Origin of the sequence: Salegentibacter maritimus (assembly GCF_016236915.1) — a bacterium.
GTDB classification, from domain to species: Bacteria; Bacteroidota; Bacteroidia; order Flavobacteriales; family Flavobacteriaceae; genus Salegentibacter; species Salegentibacter maritimus.
This window is the reverse complement of sequence record NZ_JAEHOK010000003.1, coordinates 192,181-208,881: the sequence shown is the minus strand read 5'-3', so window position 1 is coordinate 208,881 and position 16,701 is coordinate 192,181. Positions and strand designations below refer to the sequence as shown.

At 36.7% G+C, this 16,701-nt stretch carries 9 protein-coding genes; 8 read left to right on the top strand and 1 reads right to left on the bottom strand.

Features of this window, described 5'->3' with window-relative positions:
* The first annotated feature begins 61 nt into the window (after positions 1-61).
* From I6U49_RS04115 to I6U49_RS04080, 8 genes are all read left to right on the top strand, one after another.
* A complete protein-coding gene (locus I6U49_RS04115; RefSeq protein ID WP_262894938.1) occupies positions 62-1,327 on the top strand; it encodes an IS256 family transposase in 1,266 nt (421 codons plus the stop codon).
* A gap of 752 nt (positions 1,328-2,079) precedes the next feature.
* A complete protein-coding gene (locus I6U49_RS04110) occupies positions 2,080-3,267 on the top strand; it encodes a glycoside hydrolase family 88 protein (RefSeq protein ID WP_198627686.1) in 1,188 nt (395 codons plus the stop codon).
* A 78-nt stretch (positions 3,268-3,345) separates the two neighbouring features.
* A complete protein-coding gene (locus I6U49_RS04105) occupies positions 3,346-6,504 on the top strand; it encodes a SusC/RagA family TonB-linked outer membrane protein (RefSeq protein ID WP_198627685.1) in 3,159 nt (1,052 codons plus the stop codon).
* Between the two features lie 21 nt (positions 6,505-6,525).
* Positions 6,526-8,148, top strand: a complete 1,623-nt coding sequence (locus I6U49_RS04100; protein ID WP_198627684.1) for a RagB/SusD family nutrient uptake outer membrane protein — start codon at positions 6,526-6,528, stop codon at positions 8,146-8,148.
* A gap of 196 nt (positions 8,149-8,344) precedes the next feature.
* A complete protein-coding gene (locus I6U49_RS04095) occupies positions 8,345-9,598 on the top strand; it encodes a DUF2264 domain-containing protein (RefSeq protein ID WP_232804631.1) in 1,254 nt (417 codons plus the stop codon).
* 425 nt (positions 9,599-10,023) lie between these two features.
* The gene (locus I6U49_RS04090; protein WP_198627683.1) at positions 10,024-11,895 is read left to right on the top strand and encodes a heparinase II/III domain-containing protein; all 1,872 of its coding nucleotides are present in this window, start codon (positions 10,024-10,026) and stop codon (positions 11,893-11,895) included.
* An 18-nt stretch (positions 11,896-11,913) separates the two neighbouring features.
* On the top strand, positions 11,914-14,061 hold the full coding sequence (locus I6U49_RS04085; RefSeq protein ID WP_198627682.1) for an alginate lyase family protein: 2,148 nt from the start codon (positions 11,914-11,916) through the stop codon (positions 14,059-14,061).
* 89 nt (positions 14,062-14,150) lie between these two features.
* Positions 14,151-15,317: a DUF2264 domain-containing protein gene (locus tag I6U49_RS04080; protein ID WP_232804630.1), complete on the top strand. Its 1,167-nt coding sequence runs from the start codon at positions 14,151-14,153 to the stop codon at positions 15,315-15,317.
* A gap of 63 nt (positions 15,318-15,380) precedes the next feature.
* Here the strand turns inward: I6U49_RS04080 and I6U49_RS04075 are convergent, their stop codons facing one another.
* Positions 15,381-16,409 carry a LacI family DNA-binding transcriptional regulator gene (locus tag I6U49_RS04075; RefSeq protein WP_193711201.1) on the bottom strand — a complete coding sequence of 343 codons (1,029 nt, stop codon included), beginning with the start codon at positions 16,407-16,409 and terminating at the stop codon, positions 15,381-15,383.
* Positions 16,410-16,701 lie beyond the last annotated feature (292 nt).

Sequence of the window (16,701 nt, the reverse complement as noted above, 5' to 3'; positions counted from 1 at the left end):
GAGAGTGTAAAATAAACTCTGTCTGAATTGAATTATTTATTAATTTCATTCATACAGAATTATGGCAACAAAAGAACAACAAGAATTCGAGAAAAAGGTGCTTGACCAGTTCATGTCAGGCAAAAGCCTTTTTGGTGCAGACGGTGCTTTTGCACCGATGCTCAAGAACGTTATTGAGAAGGCCCTTCAGGCAGAGATGGACTCTCATCTAAGTAGTGATGAACGCTCCAAAGGGAATAAACGCAATGGCAAGGGAAAGAAAAAGCTTAAAAGTGGCTTTGGCTCTTTTGACATTGAAACCCCTGAAGACCGTCAAAGTAGCTTCCAACCGGAACTGGTTAAAAAGCGACAGACGATTCTGGCTGATAATCTTTCAGAAAAAATTATCGGTCTTTATGGACTTGGAATGAGCTACCGTGACATCTCGGGTCATATCAAAGAAATGTACGATACCGATATTTCCCATACGGTTTTAAGCCAGATCACCGATCAGATCATTCCTGATATCAAAGCCTGGCAAAGTCGTCCTTTAGAACCCCTTTACTGTATTGTTTGGCTTGATGCCATGCATTATAAAGTTAAAGTGGATGGAAAGATTGCCCACAAAGCACTTTATAACATCCTGGGTATTACCAAAGAAGGGAAAAAGGAAATCCTGGGGATGTATATCTCTGAGAGCGAAGGTGCTAATTTCTGGCTACAGGTTTTAACCGACCTTCATAACCGTGGATTACAGGATATCTTAATAGCCTGTACAGATAATCTCAAAGGCTTTACACAAGCCATCTTAAGCGTTTATCCAAAGGCTCAGGTTCAGCTTTGTATTGTACACCAAATCCGTAATTCATTGAAGTATATTGCCTCTAAAGATCAAAAAGAGTTTATGAAAGACCTGAAAAAGGTCTATAGGGCTGTCACTAAAGATGTAGCCGAAGATGAGCTATTGAACCTGGAAGGGAAATGGGGTAATAAATATCCTGTAGTTATTGAAAGTTGGCAGCGTAACTGGGAACAGCTATCCCAGTATTTTGAGTATACAGAACCCATTAGGAAGATTATTTACACCACTAATGCCGTAGAGGGCTTCCATCGGCAAATCCGGAAAGTTACCAAAACCAAGGGTGCTTTCACCACTGATATGTCGCTGCTAAAGCTAGTCTACCTGGCCACACGAAACATTGAGAAGAAATGGACCGCTCCTTTGCATAATTGGAGCCTTACGATTCAGCAATTTTATATTAAATTTGGAGACCGGATACCGCTGGACATAAACGCCAATTCCTCTGGGGCTAGCCCCAGAGGAATTGAAACATCAGACAGAGTTTAATTTACAGACCCGTTGTCTTACCTCAATCCCCTTGCATCGGCACCGCCAAAGGCTGTAATCCTGGGCTTACCTCAAAATTAAAAATATGTATCCAACGAATATCTAGTGGTTTGCTCGGGGTAGTTTACTAATAATTTTAAAAAATTATATTTCCATTTAGAAGAAAATTTAGTCCTCCATTTTTTGAAGTTTGTTCTCAAATGTACTTATGCTCTTTGCAATTCTTTCACAATGAATAATTAATAACCAAAATTATTAAGAAAGCTTTGCTAAGCTTTTGGATCTTCACCATAACTTTCTATAAAGTCTTATAAATCTTATTTCGCTAGCTTTTGATAAGAATTAGGTATCAAGTCTATACCATATCAAGGGAATCCTGTATTTCAGCTTTAGGCGCTAGACATATCCGGATTTGCGATAAGTAACTGCTTCTAAATAAAGAAAAGAATCCAGCTATGTATTGCCAGTCGCTTCACGCCATCTGGGATAAATGGTTTAATTTCATATTCCTTTAATAGATTTTATTAAGTCAGTGCTTCCGCTATTAATATTTAATGATTTTAGCAATTTTGATATTTACTACATAAAATTTGTTGGTAGGCTTCTGTAAATGCTAAACTTCTAAAAATTGAATAGCCCTTATTTACCATAATTGGTTCTATGTAAAAAAAAAGTTAATTTATTTTATTGCAATCGATTGTTATTAGGGAATAATTTTATTAATATTGTCTTGAATTGTTAAATTATAGAAAATGAAATCAACTTGTAGATTAATTTTATTAATGGTATATATTGTTTCGGCTAGCTGCGTTAGTAAGAAATCAAATTTGGAAGCAGCTGATGTGGGGCAGTTGGAAGAGCAATATGAGTATTTGTATAAAAGCATTAAGGACGTAAAGGAAAGTCCTAAACCAATGCCTCGTACTACGAAAAATGACAAATTGGTAAATGTTGGCCCTTATGATTGGACAAGTGGTTTTTATCCCGGGTCTTTATGGCAGCTTTATGGTCTAACCGGGAATGATGTTTGGAAGGAACGTGCTATGGCATATACTGAAAAATTGGATACCATACAATATTGGGAGGGAAATCATGATGTAGGCTTTATAATAGAATGTAGTTATGGTAATGGTTTAAAGTATCAGGACTCAAAGGCTTATGAAGATATTATAGTGCAAACTGCGAAATCTCTTTCAACTCGCTTCAAGCCCAATGCGGGCGTTCTCCAGTCATGGGATTGGAATAAAAAATGGGATTGTCCCGTAATTATCGATAATATGATGAATTTAGAGCTATTGTTTCACGCAACTAAAATTTCTGGAGATTCTACATTTTATGATATAGCGGTTAGTCATGCCGATACTACCATGAAAAACCATTTTAGGGAGGATGGAAGTTCTTTTCACGTAGTAGATTATGATCCTTTAACAGGAGATATTAATGAAAAAGTTACGCATCAAGGCTATAGTGATGAATCTGCTTGGTCTAGAGGACAAGCTTGGGCGTTGTATGGCTATGTATTGGTTTATCGGGAAACACAGGATCCTAAGTATTTGAAGCAGGCCGAAAAAATTGCTGATTTTATTAAAACCCACCCTAATTTACCAAATGATCAGATTCCTTACTGGGATTTCGATGTGGCTCCAGGAGAGAATACGCTTCGCGATGCTTCTGCGGCAGCAATTACAGCTTCGGCTCTTTTAGAACTAAGTACTTACGATACAGATGCAAGTAGTGAGGAGTATTTAAAGTGGGGGAACGAGATTTTAGATAACTTAAGCTCCAGTACCTATTTAGCTGAAACTACAACTAATGGAGGTTTTTTATTAAAGCGCTCTGTAGGTAGTAAACCTCATAATGATGAGCTGGATGTCCCACTAAATTATGCTGACTATTATTACCTAGAAGCACTTTTGAGGCAAAAGCAAATTAGTAAATAGGATTACTAATTTTTTGACTCATTTAGACAATCGATTGTTTTATGTGTATTGAATTAATTAACGAAACCAAAAATCATTATGAAAAAAACATTAATTGAAAAAAATAAACCTCAGAAAAAGCTATGTAATATAGCCTCGTTCCTATTCTTTTTATCTTTTCTATTAAGCTTTACAGCATATGCGCAGGGTGAGATTAGTGTATCTGGAACGGTTACCGATGAGGCTGGAATGCCATTACCGGGTGTTACCGTAATGGAAAAAAACACCAATAATGGAGTCGTGACTGACTTTGATGGAAATTATGAGATTATCTTGCCTGATTCTAATACGGTTCTCAGTTTTCGTTATGTCGGATTTCTTTCCCAGGATATTGAGCCCGCCGGACGTGATGTAATTAACGTAGTTCTTAAAGAAGATGTAGCAGCCTTAAATGAAGTGGTGGTTGTTGGTTATGGTAAGCAAGAAAGAGCAAATCTTACTGGAGCTGTTTCAACTATTAATGCCGAAACTATCGAAGATAGACCTGTAACTAATTTAGGAAATGCTTTACAGGGAACTACCTCCGGGTTAAATATTTCTCGAACAACCGGGCAGCCCGGTGATGAGGGCTTGAATATACAAATTCGGGGTGCTACATCAGCAAATGGAAATGTGGATCCTTTGCTAATTGTAGATGGGGTAACAATGTCTTTAAATGATCTAAATACCATTAACCCCACCGATGTGAAAACCGTTACGGTGCTAAAAGATGCTGCTGCGGCAGCTATTTATGGGTCTCGAGCGGCCGGTGGAGTTATATTGGTTACTACAAAAGAAGGGAAATCGGGAAAAACTGTTGTAGACTATTCAAGTCTACTTACCGTTCAATGGCCCTTAAATATTCCTGATAGATTGTCTCTTTTAGAAGAGGCTGAATTTTCAAACTTGGCAAGGAAAAATGCCGGTGTTGGGCCCGAGTATAGTGATTTTGATTTAGATAATATTAGAAATGGAGTAGAGTTTGTTGTTTCACCAACCGATTCTACTAGGTATCTTACTTATAACCAAAAAAGTATTAAAGATCAGGTAGCTAGAGATTTATATTTAATGCAAAGTCATAATGTTAGTGCCAGAGGCGGGAGTGATAAGGTTAACTACTTTTTTTCTGTGGGATATTTGGATCAGGAAGGTATGTTCAAAGTTGGTCCAGATGGGAATAAACGTCTTAATACTCGTCTAAATATGAGTGCCGAGCTGTCAAAACACCTATCATTAGATTCTAGATTGGCGTATAATGTTAATGATAGAGAATCACCTTCAGCAGGAGTAAATGGTTATGGTCTTTTACAGCAAGTTTGGCAGGCAAGACAACGTTTCCCAATCTTTACACCAGAAGGGAAACTCTTTGGTGGTGCTGGAACATCAGGAAATAACACTTATGCCTACCTAACAGAAGGAGGTTATGCTAACGATAAGAGGGCAGAGTTAAATGGAACATTTACCCTAACCGCTTCAAACTTTATAGATGGTTTGGAGCTTAAAATGATCTATGGCCGGCAGGAAAATAGACGGGATTATGACAGATTTAATAGAACAGTAGAGTTATGGGATAGATTTTCTCCTGTTTACTATTTAAATAATCCTAACTCCTATACTGTGTTGGGAGCAAATTATGCAAGAGATAACTTTCAGTTCCTAACGAACTATGATATTACCCTTTTTAACAACCATAAAATTCATCTTTTAGGGGGCTATCAATGGGAAGATTATAGAGGACATTCTGTAACAAGCTCTGCCAGTTCCTTAGTTAGTAATGATTTACCATCTTTAAACCTTGGTGATGCCAATAGTAAAAGAAATAGTGAAGGGGTAACAACTTTTGCTAACCAATCATATTTTGGCCGTTTCAATTATAGTTTTAAGGATAAATATTTATTAGAGGCCACGATAAGGGGAGATGAGACTTCCCGCTTAGCGCCCGGATCCAGGCTAAAATGGTTTCCATCAGGTTCTATAGGCTGGAATATGCATAAAGAAAAATGGTTTGAAACTGCTTTACCCTTTTTTAGTGAATTTAAGCCAAGAGCTTCCTGGGGGCAATTAGGGAATGCAAATGCCGATATTATTGGCTATTACGATTATATCCCTGGATTAAACTATGGTAATGCTTTGGTTATGGGAGCTACCGAAGACCGTACTACTTATTTTTATCAGGGAGGACTTCCTTCTCCTAATTTAGCCTGGGAAACCGTAGAAACTGTTAACTATGGCGTAGATGTTTCTTTATTTAAGAATAAGCTACAGGGATCTTTTGATTATTATATTAAGCATAACAGGAATATGTTGATACCTACTAATTTACCAGCTACCATAGGTATAAATACACCCAGGGTTAATCGCGGTGAATTAAAAAGTTGGGGATGGGAGACTAATTTAAATTTTAGGGATAAAATAGGTGATGATTTTAGCTATAATATAGGCTTTAATCTATCAGACAACCAGAATGAGTTAATTAGTTATGGTGGTAATAGAAACACTGTAGGTTCTAGAACCAATAGATTAATAGAAGGTTTTCCATTAAATACAATTTGGGGCTATGAAACTGTGCCCGGCTATATAGAAAGCGAAAGTCAATTAGAAAATGCTCCTTTTTATGATAACCGAACAGGAATCGGAGACATAGAATATGTAGATCAAAATGGTGACGGCTTAATTAATAATGGCGGAGGAACAGTTGAAAATCACGGAGATTTAGTGAAACTTGGTACTGACCAATCCAGATACCTATTCGGAATAAATGCCGGGGCAAATTATAAAAATATTGATTTTAGTATTTTCTTTCAGGGAGTTGGAAAACGATCCTTTTTAGCACCAACAGCGGTTGTAATGCCTTTTAATCAAACCTGGTTCCAACCTATGGCATTTCATAGAGATTTTTGGACACCAAATAACCCCGATGCCGCTTTTCCCAGGCCTTTTCTTAAAGGAACTCATAATTATGCAACTTCAGATAGATGGGTGCAAGACGGTAGTTATGTTCGTTTAAAGAATATTCAACTTGGTTACTCTCTCTCCCAAAAAGTAATAAGTCAATTACCTATATCAAGGTTCAGGATTTACGTTACGGGAGAAGATTTACTTCTGTTTAACAAATTGGGAGTCTTTGATGGCGTTTTTGATCCTGAGCAACGCAATGAGCAAAGAGCAAATTATCCGTTTACGGGTAAAGTTGCTTTAGGTATCAATTTATCATTTTAAACAATTTTGAAATTTATCAGTATGAAAAAAGAATTTAGAATATTATTTAGTTTAATAATGGTTTTTGGTGTGCTGTCCTGTAATGTAGATCGCTTACCGGAAACCTCTATTAGTGATCCTGCATTTTGGCAAAATGAAAACGACCTTAAGTCTGCCGCCAATTATTTATATACCTTTTTACCAGGTTTGCCAGAAACCGGTGATGTATGGTCTGATGATGCTTTTGGTACCAGTGCTAACTCTATAAGTGATGGTACTAGAATTACTCCATCTTCCGATGGATACTATAGAGCTCAATATAGACTTATTAGAGCAGCCAATAATATAATTGAAAAAGCAGATTTAGTAGCTGATAGAGGTGGAGATATTAACCAAATAAACATATATGTTGCTGAAGCCAAGTTTTTTAGAGCCTGGGGCTACTTTAATTTGTTTCGCCGCTATGGTGGGGTTCCTTTAATTTTAAAGCCCCTAAACATAGAAGATGAAGAGCTCAATATGGGACAGGCTTCAAGAGAAGAGGTTGTAGCCCAAATATATAGTGATTTAGATTCGGCAGTATTAGACCTTAAATCTCCAGGTACAATTAAAGCCGAGGATTATGGAAGGATATCCAAAACTGCTGCTTTAGCTTTTAAATCTAGAGTAGCTTTATTTGAAGGAACACGAAGCAAATTTCACGGTTATGGCGATGCTCAAAAACATTTGATGATTGCGAAGACAGCAGCGAAAGAAGTTATGGATTCTGGAGAACATGATATTTTTCCAAATTATTTCAATCTCTTTCAATATGAGGGAGAAGGTAGGCAGAACAAGGAGAATATATTAGTGAGGCAATATGGTAAAAACTTAGAAGAATCTATTTCTTATCATGTGGCGCAAAGAAATTTAGAAACTGGGGCTGCCAATCCTACCAGGGGCTTAGCCACTTCTTATTTAATGACTGATGGACTGCCAATTAGTAAGTCTCCTTTATATGAAAAACCTACCAATACCGTAGAAGTTTTTAATAATAGAGATCCTCGTATGGGGGCTACCTTCTTTAAAGAGGGTGATGAGTATATTGGTACCCAGCCTGTATTTAATATTCCGGCGATAAGTTTTCAGAAAACTGGGTTTGCCAATAGGAGATATGCCAATTTGAACGATTGGCAAGTTTCCCGATCTTATATTGACAGAACGCTTATTCGTTATGCTGAGGTTTTACTGAATTATGCCGAAGCAACCTATGAATTAGATGAGAGCATTAGTGATGAAGATCTCAATATTTCGGTAAATATATTACGCGACCGGGAAAGTGTTTCCATGCCTCACCTCACCAATTCCCTTGTAGATAACAATGGCCTTGAAATGCGTGAAGAAATAAGAAGGGAGCGAAGAGTTGAATTGGCACTTGAAGGCTTTAGATATTGGGACTTGATTAGATGGAAAACTGCAGAAATAGAATTACCAAAAACTATATTGGGAAATTACTTTTTTGATGAATTCGGAACTGAGGTAGTTCCCGAGGTAACTTCAGATAACTTAATTATTCTACAAAAAGCAGAAAATAGGCACTTTGACCCTGCTCGGGATTATCTCTGGCCATTTCCAGTAAATCAAATTGCATTAAACCCTTCTCTGGAGCAAAATCCGGGTTGGTAAGAGATTTAATAATATTGCCAGGCTCTTAAGAAAGATGTTAAGACCTTTAAGTTATATTGGTTCTTAATAACACCCTTAGAATCTTATTTAGGTTATTTAAGCAATAGGTGATTTTAATTACCTATTGCTTAAAACTAGCAAATACAAAGAGCCTCTTGCAATATTTACATAACAACTTCAGTAAATGTAAACTATTATGAAAAGAAAGGAATTTCTGGTATCTGCTTCAGGAGTAATGGCACTTTCTGCCTTAGATCCTTTTAGAATAGCTGCTGCTAACCAGAAACAAGCTAGTTTAGAATCTTTTGGAAGTAATGACCGACAGGTCTGGGTTAATACGTTATATAAAATGGCTCAACCTATATTTTCTAACCTGGCAAAGTCTACACTTAGAAAAAATATGCCAGTAGAGAAATCACCATCTTACGATTCCCGAAAGGATGTTACTTACCTGGAAGCGGTAGGTCGGTGTATGGCCGGTGTGGCACCCTGGTTGGCTTTACCCGATGATGATTCGGAAGAAGGCAAATTAAGAAAAGCACTTAAGGAAAATGTTATTAAAGGTATTTCTAATGCTGTAGACCCGGCTAACCCCGATTACCTAAACTTTAGAAAAGAGTACCAACCTATTGTAGATGGGGCTTACCTTGCACATGGTTTCATAAGAGCACGTAATACTTTATGGGATCCTTTGGATGATGTAACAAAACAAAGGCTTATTACTGAATTTAAGGCTTTACGAACACGAAAACCTTTTGAGAGCAATTGGTTACTTTTTACAGCGATAACTGAGGCCTTTCTATTGTCTATTGGTGAAGATTGGAATAAGAAAGCAGTAGATCACGCTTTAGTGAAATTTGATGAATGGTATGTAGGCGACGGTTGGTATAGTGATGGGAAAACATTTGCCTTTGATTATTACAACTCTTATGTGATTCATCCTATGCTCGTGGATACCCTTAAGATTTTAGCTCAACATGATAAAGGGATGCAGGGAAGATATGAATTGGCACTAAAACGAATGGTACGCTATTCCTGGCAACTGGAAAGAGTGATCTCTCCAGAAGGCACTTTTCCGCCTATTGGTCGCTCTATAACCTATCGTACCGGGGCTATGCAAGCATTGGCTCAAGTAGCACTTGAGGAAAAGCTGCCGGAAGATATAAACCCGGCACAGGTAAGGTGTGCCCTTACCCAAGTCACTAAAAACTTGTTAAACGAGAGTGTTTTTGATGACAATAATTGGTTGGTACTCGGCTTTACAGGGCATCACCCCGAGATAGCAGATTATTATACTTCTACCGGCAGCCTATACATGGCCTCTTTAAGTTTTTTACCGTTGGGTCTTCCAAAGGAAAGTGTTTTTTGGAGTGGTGCTAAAGAAGAATGGACTTCCAAAAAAGCCTGGAATAAAGCTGCTTTCAAGAAAGATTATCATGTGAAATATTGAATTAACTGCAAACTAATCTTAAAGTCTATCCTCTTTTTCTGAAGTTATAATCCGAAGGAAATCAGCTTAAATGTAGCCACCCGGAAACTATTACCTTTAATTTTCTTTTATTATTTCCCATTGATAAACTAAAGGAAGGCTTTGAAGAAGCAGTTGGGTTGGCTTAACTGTTACTGGCAAAGATTATAATGAAAAAAGAGCCTTAGTGCTTTATATAGATGATTAATAAATTTTAAATAATTGATTTGTAAGGCGGGCTCTCAAAAGGAAGGGAAGCGCGAGATATAATAAAAACTTTAGTTAGTATGATTTTAAGAAACTTGCATTTAATGCTTTATAGGAAAAGGACTTCTATTATAAATTTGCTTTTTTTCATTCTTGTTTTTTTACCCCTTTTAGCAAATGCGCAAGAGCAAAGAAATTTATTGCAGAAAGAACTACAGGAACATAGCCTTTCAAGCTGGCAAAATATAGAATTAACAGGTTTTACTGCAGCATCTATAAGTGAAAAGTTACAAGAATTGCCTGAGCGCTCTAAACAAGAAATAAGAAGGAAAGGAGAAGCTGCTTTAGCTTATAATTGGCCTGTTATTCCCGTAACGGCTTATTTAGAATTCGTGAGGTCTGGAGATAGGGAAATTATGCAAAGGTATTACCGCCAGCGAAATAAGACATTAAAAAATCTGGTGCTTGCCGAATTGTTGGAAGGTGAAAAAAAATATATTGATGCCATTGTTAATGCAAGTTGGGCTCTTTGTGAGCAATCTTCCTGGGTTCTTTCTGCACATTTGCCTTCACAAAAAGCTGGAGCCGGTGTCCCTGATATACAGGAACCTATATTAGACTTGGGCGCAGGCGAAACTTCAGTGAACCTGGGGTGGGTATATCACCTTTTTGGTACTGAGCTTGATAAAATCTCACCATTACTTAAAAAACGAATATTTTTAGAAATAGATGAAAAAATTATTCAGCCGTATGTTCAGCGCAATGACTTTTGGTGGATGGCATTTAAAGAAAATGAGTTTGTAAACAATTGGAATCCATGGGTGAATTATAATGTAGTATTAAGTACAATTTTACTGGGAGATGCCGTAAATAATGATTTAAGGAAAAAAGTTGTAAAAAAAAGTATGAGGTCTGTAGACAACTTTATAAACTATTATAAACAAGACGGGGCTGCTGATGAGGGGCCTAATTATTGGAGTCATGCTGGAGGTAAATTATTGGAATATTTAGAGTTGTTAAAAAATGTTTCAAAAGGTCATATAGACCTTGGTCAGGAAAAAATCATTCAAAATATTGGTACTTATATCATGGATGTGCATATTGTAAATAAGTTCTATGTGAATTTTGCAGACTCTTCGGTACGAGTTAAACCTAACCCTGCTTTAATATATAGATACGGTTTGTACATCAATAAGCCAGAATTAATGCAGTTTGGGGCTTTTGTGTCACAAAACACTAATTTTTTGGAGCACCCCATTATTGGTTCTTTAGATTATTCCTTAAACAATCTTTATATATATAAACAATTAGAGAATACTGCTCCCCTTAAGGAGAATAAATTGGTTTCACGATTTGACGAGACCGGTGTAGTAATAGGAAGAACAAGTAGCAATGGAAAGAAAGGTTTCTTCTTTGCAGCTAAAGGAGGGCATAATAACGAAAGTCACAATCATAACGATGTGGGTTCTTTTGTTCTGTATCACCAGGGAGAACCACTTATAGTAGACGTAGGAGTAGAAACCTATACAGCAAAAACCTTTAGCAAAGATCGTTATGAAATCTGGACTATGCAATCAGACTATCATAACTTACCAAAAATCAATAATAATTCTCAGGCTTTTGGCAAAGAGTTTTCTGCTAAGGATGAATCTGTAAAAGAGACTAATCTAGGTTTGAAGTTTAGGTTAGATATTAGCGAAGCTTACCCAAAAGAAGCATATAGTAAAAAATGGATAAGAAATTTTGAATTAAAAAGGGAACAGCCTGAATTGATAATAGAAGATAGTGTTGAGTATAATAAAATTGAAAGTCCTACTATCCATAATTTTATGCTGGCAGCCCCTCCTAAATTGGTGAAAAAGGGAAAAATACTTCTAAGACAGACAGATGACACAAAAGTCCATTTTTATTATCCCTCGGCTAAATTCAAGTTCGATGTAGAGGAGATTGTTTTGAATGATGAAAAATTATTGAAAGACTGGCAGCAGGAAAAGCTATATCGTTTAGTTTTAACCTCCAGAAACATAGATAAATTAAAAGAGGTATCCAGTTTTCGGATTCTTGAGGAGTAATAAAACAGAAGATTTAGTATGAAAAAAAATATTATTTTATCCTACCTATTTATTTGCTCTGTGTTAGCTACTCAGGCACAAGAAGATTCCTTTCTATTAAATAACTTTAATTTAAGCTATCCGGGGATGGATCAGGTGAAAGAAGTAATTGTAGAAGATAAAAATAAAGCCAAAAAAGCACTCCTGGATTATTTTAAACAAAAAGATAATTTATACTTAAAGTTATCATCAAATGATGCTGATAGGATTAGGCAAGAATTCCCAAAGGAGGTAGAACGCTCAATTGCTACGGCAGAAGAGGTTCGAGAAAAATATTTTCTGTTTCGTTATCCGTGGGATATGGAAAAAACCAATATTCCTTATCAGTTTGAGAACGAAATAGACTGGCAGGCCAATCCTTTTGGTGATCCCGAGTGGACTTTTATGCTTAATCGTGGAAGATATTGGCAGGATTTAGGTAAAGCGTACCTGCTAACGGGAAAAGAGAAATACGCTAAAACCTTTGTGCAGCAGGTAAGCGATTGGATAGACTCTAATCCTCTTTCTAAGGAAACCAAAGCTACATCCTGGCGGCGTATAGATACGGGAATAAGGGCAGAAAACTGGATAAAAAGTTTCGAATATTTTAAAGGATCAAAAAGTATTACTCCAGGCTTTTTTTGGAAATTTATGAATTCCCTGGTTCAACACGCCGAGTATTTAAATGAGGGTTTTAGCAAATTTTCTCAAACCAGTAACTGGGGGGTGCTGGAATTTCAAGGGCTTTATCATATAGCCTTATTTATGCCCGAATTTAGCAAAGCAGATAAATGGAAGGAGGATGCTGTCCAAAACCTTCTGGTAACCGCAAGAAATCAAATCTTAAGAGATGGCACACAATGGGAGCAATCGCCAATGTATCATAATGAGGTTTTTCATAGTTTTATGAACGTGGTTTTGTTATCACAGCGCACAAATACAAGTCTGCCTAAAACTATTGTTAAGAAAACAAAGGATATGGCTTATGCTAACCTGGAGTGGCAAAAGCCTAATTATCACCAACCTTTACTAGGAGATAGTGACGACACCGATTTACGAGACCTTCTTACTACTGCCGGAATTATTTTTATGGATCCGGTTATAAAGAGCCGTGCTTTTTCTATTGCAGATTATGAAAATGAGTTTTTATTTGATATAGAAAGCAAAAAGGCTTATAAAGAATTAAATAAACAAGTGCCTGAATTCCTTTCAATTTTTCAGGAAAGTTCGGGCGATTTGTATTCCAGGTCTTCCTGGCAGGAAGATGCTTTTTATAGCAGTTTTCATTTAAAAAGGTTGGGGGGAGGACATTCCCACGATAATTTGTTGCATTTTAGTCTTTTTGCTTTTGGGCGCGATTATCTGGTAGATCCAGGGCGATTTACGTATGTAAATAACAAATGGCGAGAGTATTTTAAAGACAGTCGTTCTCACAATACTTTAGCGGTAGATGGAAAGCCAAATAGTGTTTATGGAACTTCCTGGGGGAATAAATTTGATGCCAAACAGGAAGGTGTTTTAGCTATAACTGAAAAAGAATTTGACTACGCCGAAGCGATTAATACAGCATATCAACGTCTTGATGATCCGGTAGACGTAAAAAGAAGAATGTTGTATTTAAAACCCGATGTTTGGCTGTTAATAGATAGCTTTAAAGGGAAAGAAACACATACTTATTCGCAGTTTTTTAATTTTCCCAATAAAAGAATAAGCCTAAATGGAAACTCGGTTTCTACAACTTACCCCGATAATAATTTAATGATTCAACCCATAAATCCGGTTGATATTAGTCTGGAAGAGGCCTGGATATCTCCTGAATATAATTTGAAAGAGGAGAGTCTAAAGGCTGAATTCTCTATCGAAAAGACAGGCTTCAATTCTTTTATTACGTTACTCTATTTCCCTGAAAATACTAAAGTGAAATTTGAGAAGGTACCGGTTTATGATGTAATGAATACGTTGCGCCCTGACGAAGAAGTGGAGGCAGTGAAATTAAGATTTAACTCTAAAGAATATATTCTAGTAGTCGCTCATAAAAAAGCTCCTGTACTTACCACATTTTTTTATGTAGAAGGCCAGGCAATAATGGGGGAAGTCGCGCTTATAGAAATAAAAAATAACGAAAAAGAGATTTATATCTTAAAATAATTAGGTTATTCATACCTTTAATTTTAATGTAAGAAATGATAAATCAAAAATATAGAATTCAATTAGTTCTTTTAACATGCATTTTTTTAATGTCCTTTTCAACATTTGCACAGGATAAAGCAAAAATAGAGTCACGGGAATATTTTGTAAACGCCTTAGTGAAAATATCAGATCCTGTTCTATCGGCTTTAGCAAATAACAAGCTTAAAGAGACGATGCCCGTTGAAGTTGTTCATAATGCAAAGAGATCTAATTATACTTATCTCGAGGCTTTTGGAAGAACTCTGTCTGGAATTGCTCCCTGGTTGGAACTGGGGCCAGATGAAACAGAAGAAGGCAGGTTAAGGGAAAAGTACATACAACTTAGCCTAAAAGGTTTGGAGAATGCTACAAATCCCAGGGCTAAAGACTATATGAATTTTAGCGAGGGGAATCAACCTTTAGTGGATGCTGCTTTTCTCGCTCAGGGTTTATTGCGAGCACCAAAAGAGCTATGGGGAAGATTAGATGAAGAGGCCAGGGAAAATATTCTTATTTCTCTGAAGAAAACCCGAAAAATTGAACCTGTTTATAACAACTGGTTGTTGTTTACGGCCATGGTAGAAGCCGCTATCCTTAAATTTGAAGGAGAAGCAGATATGGTTCGTATTCAGTATGCCATAAAGAAACATGATGAATGGTACCTGGGGGATGGTACGTATGGAGATGGCCCTAATTTTCACTGGGACTACTATAACGGTTATGTAATTCAGCCTATGTTATTGGATATTTACAAAGTACTGGTGGACAGAAAGAATGATTTAGGCTGGAGATATAAGGATATTGATGAGGAGTATAATGAAATAGTGAAGAGGGCGCAAAAATACGCTCTTATTCAGGAGCGTTTAATTTCTCCATCCGGCACTTATCCTCCTTTGGGGAGGTCTTCAACCTACAGGTTTGGCGCCTTCCAGGCATTGTCACAAATAGCGCTTTTTCAAAAACTACCTAAAGCCATTACACCTGCCCAGGTACGTTCAGGACTGCAAGCGGTGATTGAAAAACAAATGACCGCTAAAGATATGTTTGACGAGAATGGCTGGTTAACCCTTGGTTTTTATGGGCATCAGCCAGAAATGGCTGAAGCTTACATCTCTACAGGTAGCCTTTATCTTTGTACTGAAGTCTTTCTAATCTTAGGACTTGAGCCGGAAACCCCCTTTTGGTCAGACCCGGCCGAGGACTGGAGCCAAAAGCAAATTTGGTCTACCAGGTAAATAGGTAGTGTAAAGAAAAATAGATGTCTGGCATTAATATTTTATAGATATTAGATCTTTAGTTTATTTTTTCCTAAGAGAAGAGCCTCTGGCTAGTAGGGTAGATTTAAGCGTAATGGTTTTATGTAAAACCTCTTTTTCCCCTCTCTTAATATTATCTATGAGAAGATCGTATGCATTTTTACCAATTTCAAAAGCAGATTGATCAATAGTAGAGAGTGGAGGCTCTATAACTTTTGAAGAAGGTTCATTACTAAAGCCTATAACAGCTATATCTTCAGGAATTCTCTTTCCTTTCTCTTTTAGGTGCTTTAAGGCACCAATAGCAGCAATATCGTTGGCAGAAAATATTCCATCAAAATCTATTTTGGCATCTAAAAGTTTTTGAGTTTCTTCATAACCATTCGCTTCCATTAAAGGTGAATTAATCACAAGCTCTTCTTTAAAAGGTAGATTGTTTTCCAGTAAAGCCAATTTATAACCTCTTAATCGGTTTTTGTAAATTTCCAGTGTTTGAGGGCCGGAGAAATGCACAATTTTAGAACAGCCTTGCGAAATAAGGTGATTTACAGCGTCGTATGCAGCTTGTTGGTCGTCTATAAGAACCTGGCTGCTTTCCTGTACCTCGGGGCAAAACCGGTCAAAAAATACCAATGGAATTCCGTTATTTTTAAGTTGTTTTAGATGTTCTCCATTTTGTGTTTCCATGGCAATAGAGATAATTACGCCATCTACACGATTTGAAATAAGGTTTTTTATAATGGCCTGTTCTTTCTCCAGGCTTTCCTGAGATTGACAAATTACCACGTTAAACCCTGTTTTAAAAGCACTTTCTTCAATCCCCGCAATTACCGTAGAAAAGAAATATCTTGATATCCGCGGAACTACAACACCTATAGTATTACTTTTGCTTTGTCTTAAATTAGAAGCTAAAAGATTGCGTTGGTAGCCTAACTCTTTTGCTTTGGCAATCACTTTTGCTTTGGTTTTTGCAGTAACTTTACTATTATTGTTCAAAGCTCGTGAAACCGTAGAGCTATCTATTTTTAGCTCTCGGGCAATATCGTGTATGGTTGTGCGGTGATTTTTCATATGTTAATTGCACTTAAATTGATAATTGAGCAAAAAATACTGAGTATTTCATCTAAATATGCTTACTAAAACTTTTATTTAGGAGATATTAATGCTAATAATCAGTAAGCTAAAAATTTTATTCCTTTTAGCATAGGTTTTTTGCCTTAAACGTTTCTTTTTTGGGAAAGATTACAAATATACAAATATTATCACAATCGATTGTAATGATTTCTAATCAATTGAGCTACTATTCCTTTAAAATTGATTCTATTAAGGAGTATTAAAAAAACTATAGACCAAATAAATTTGG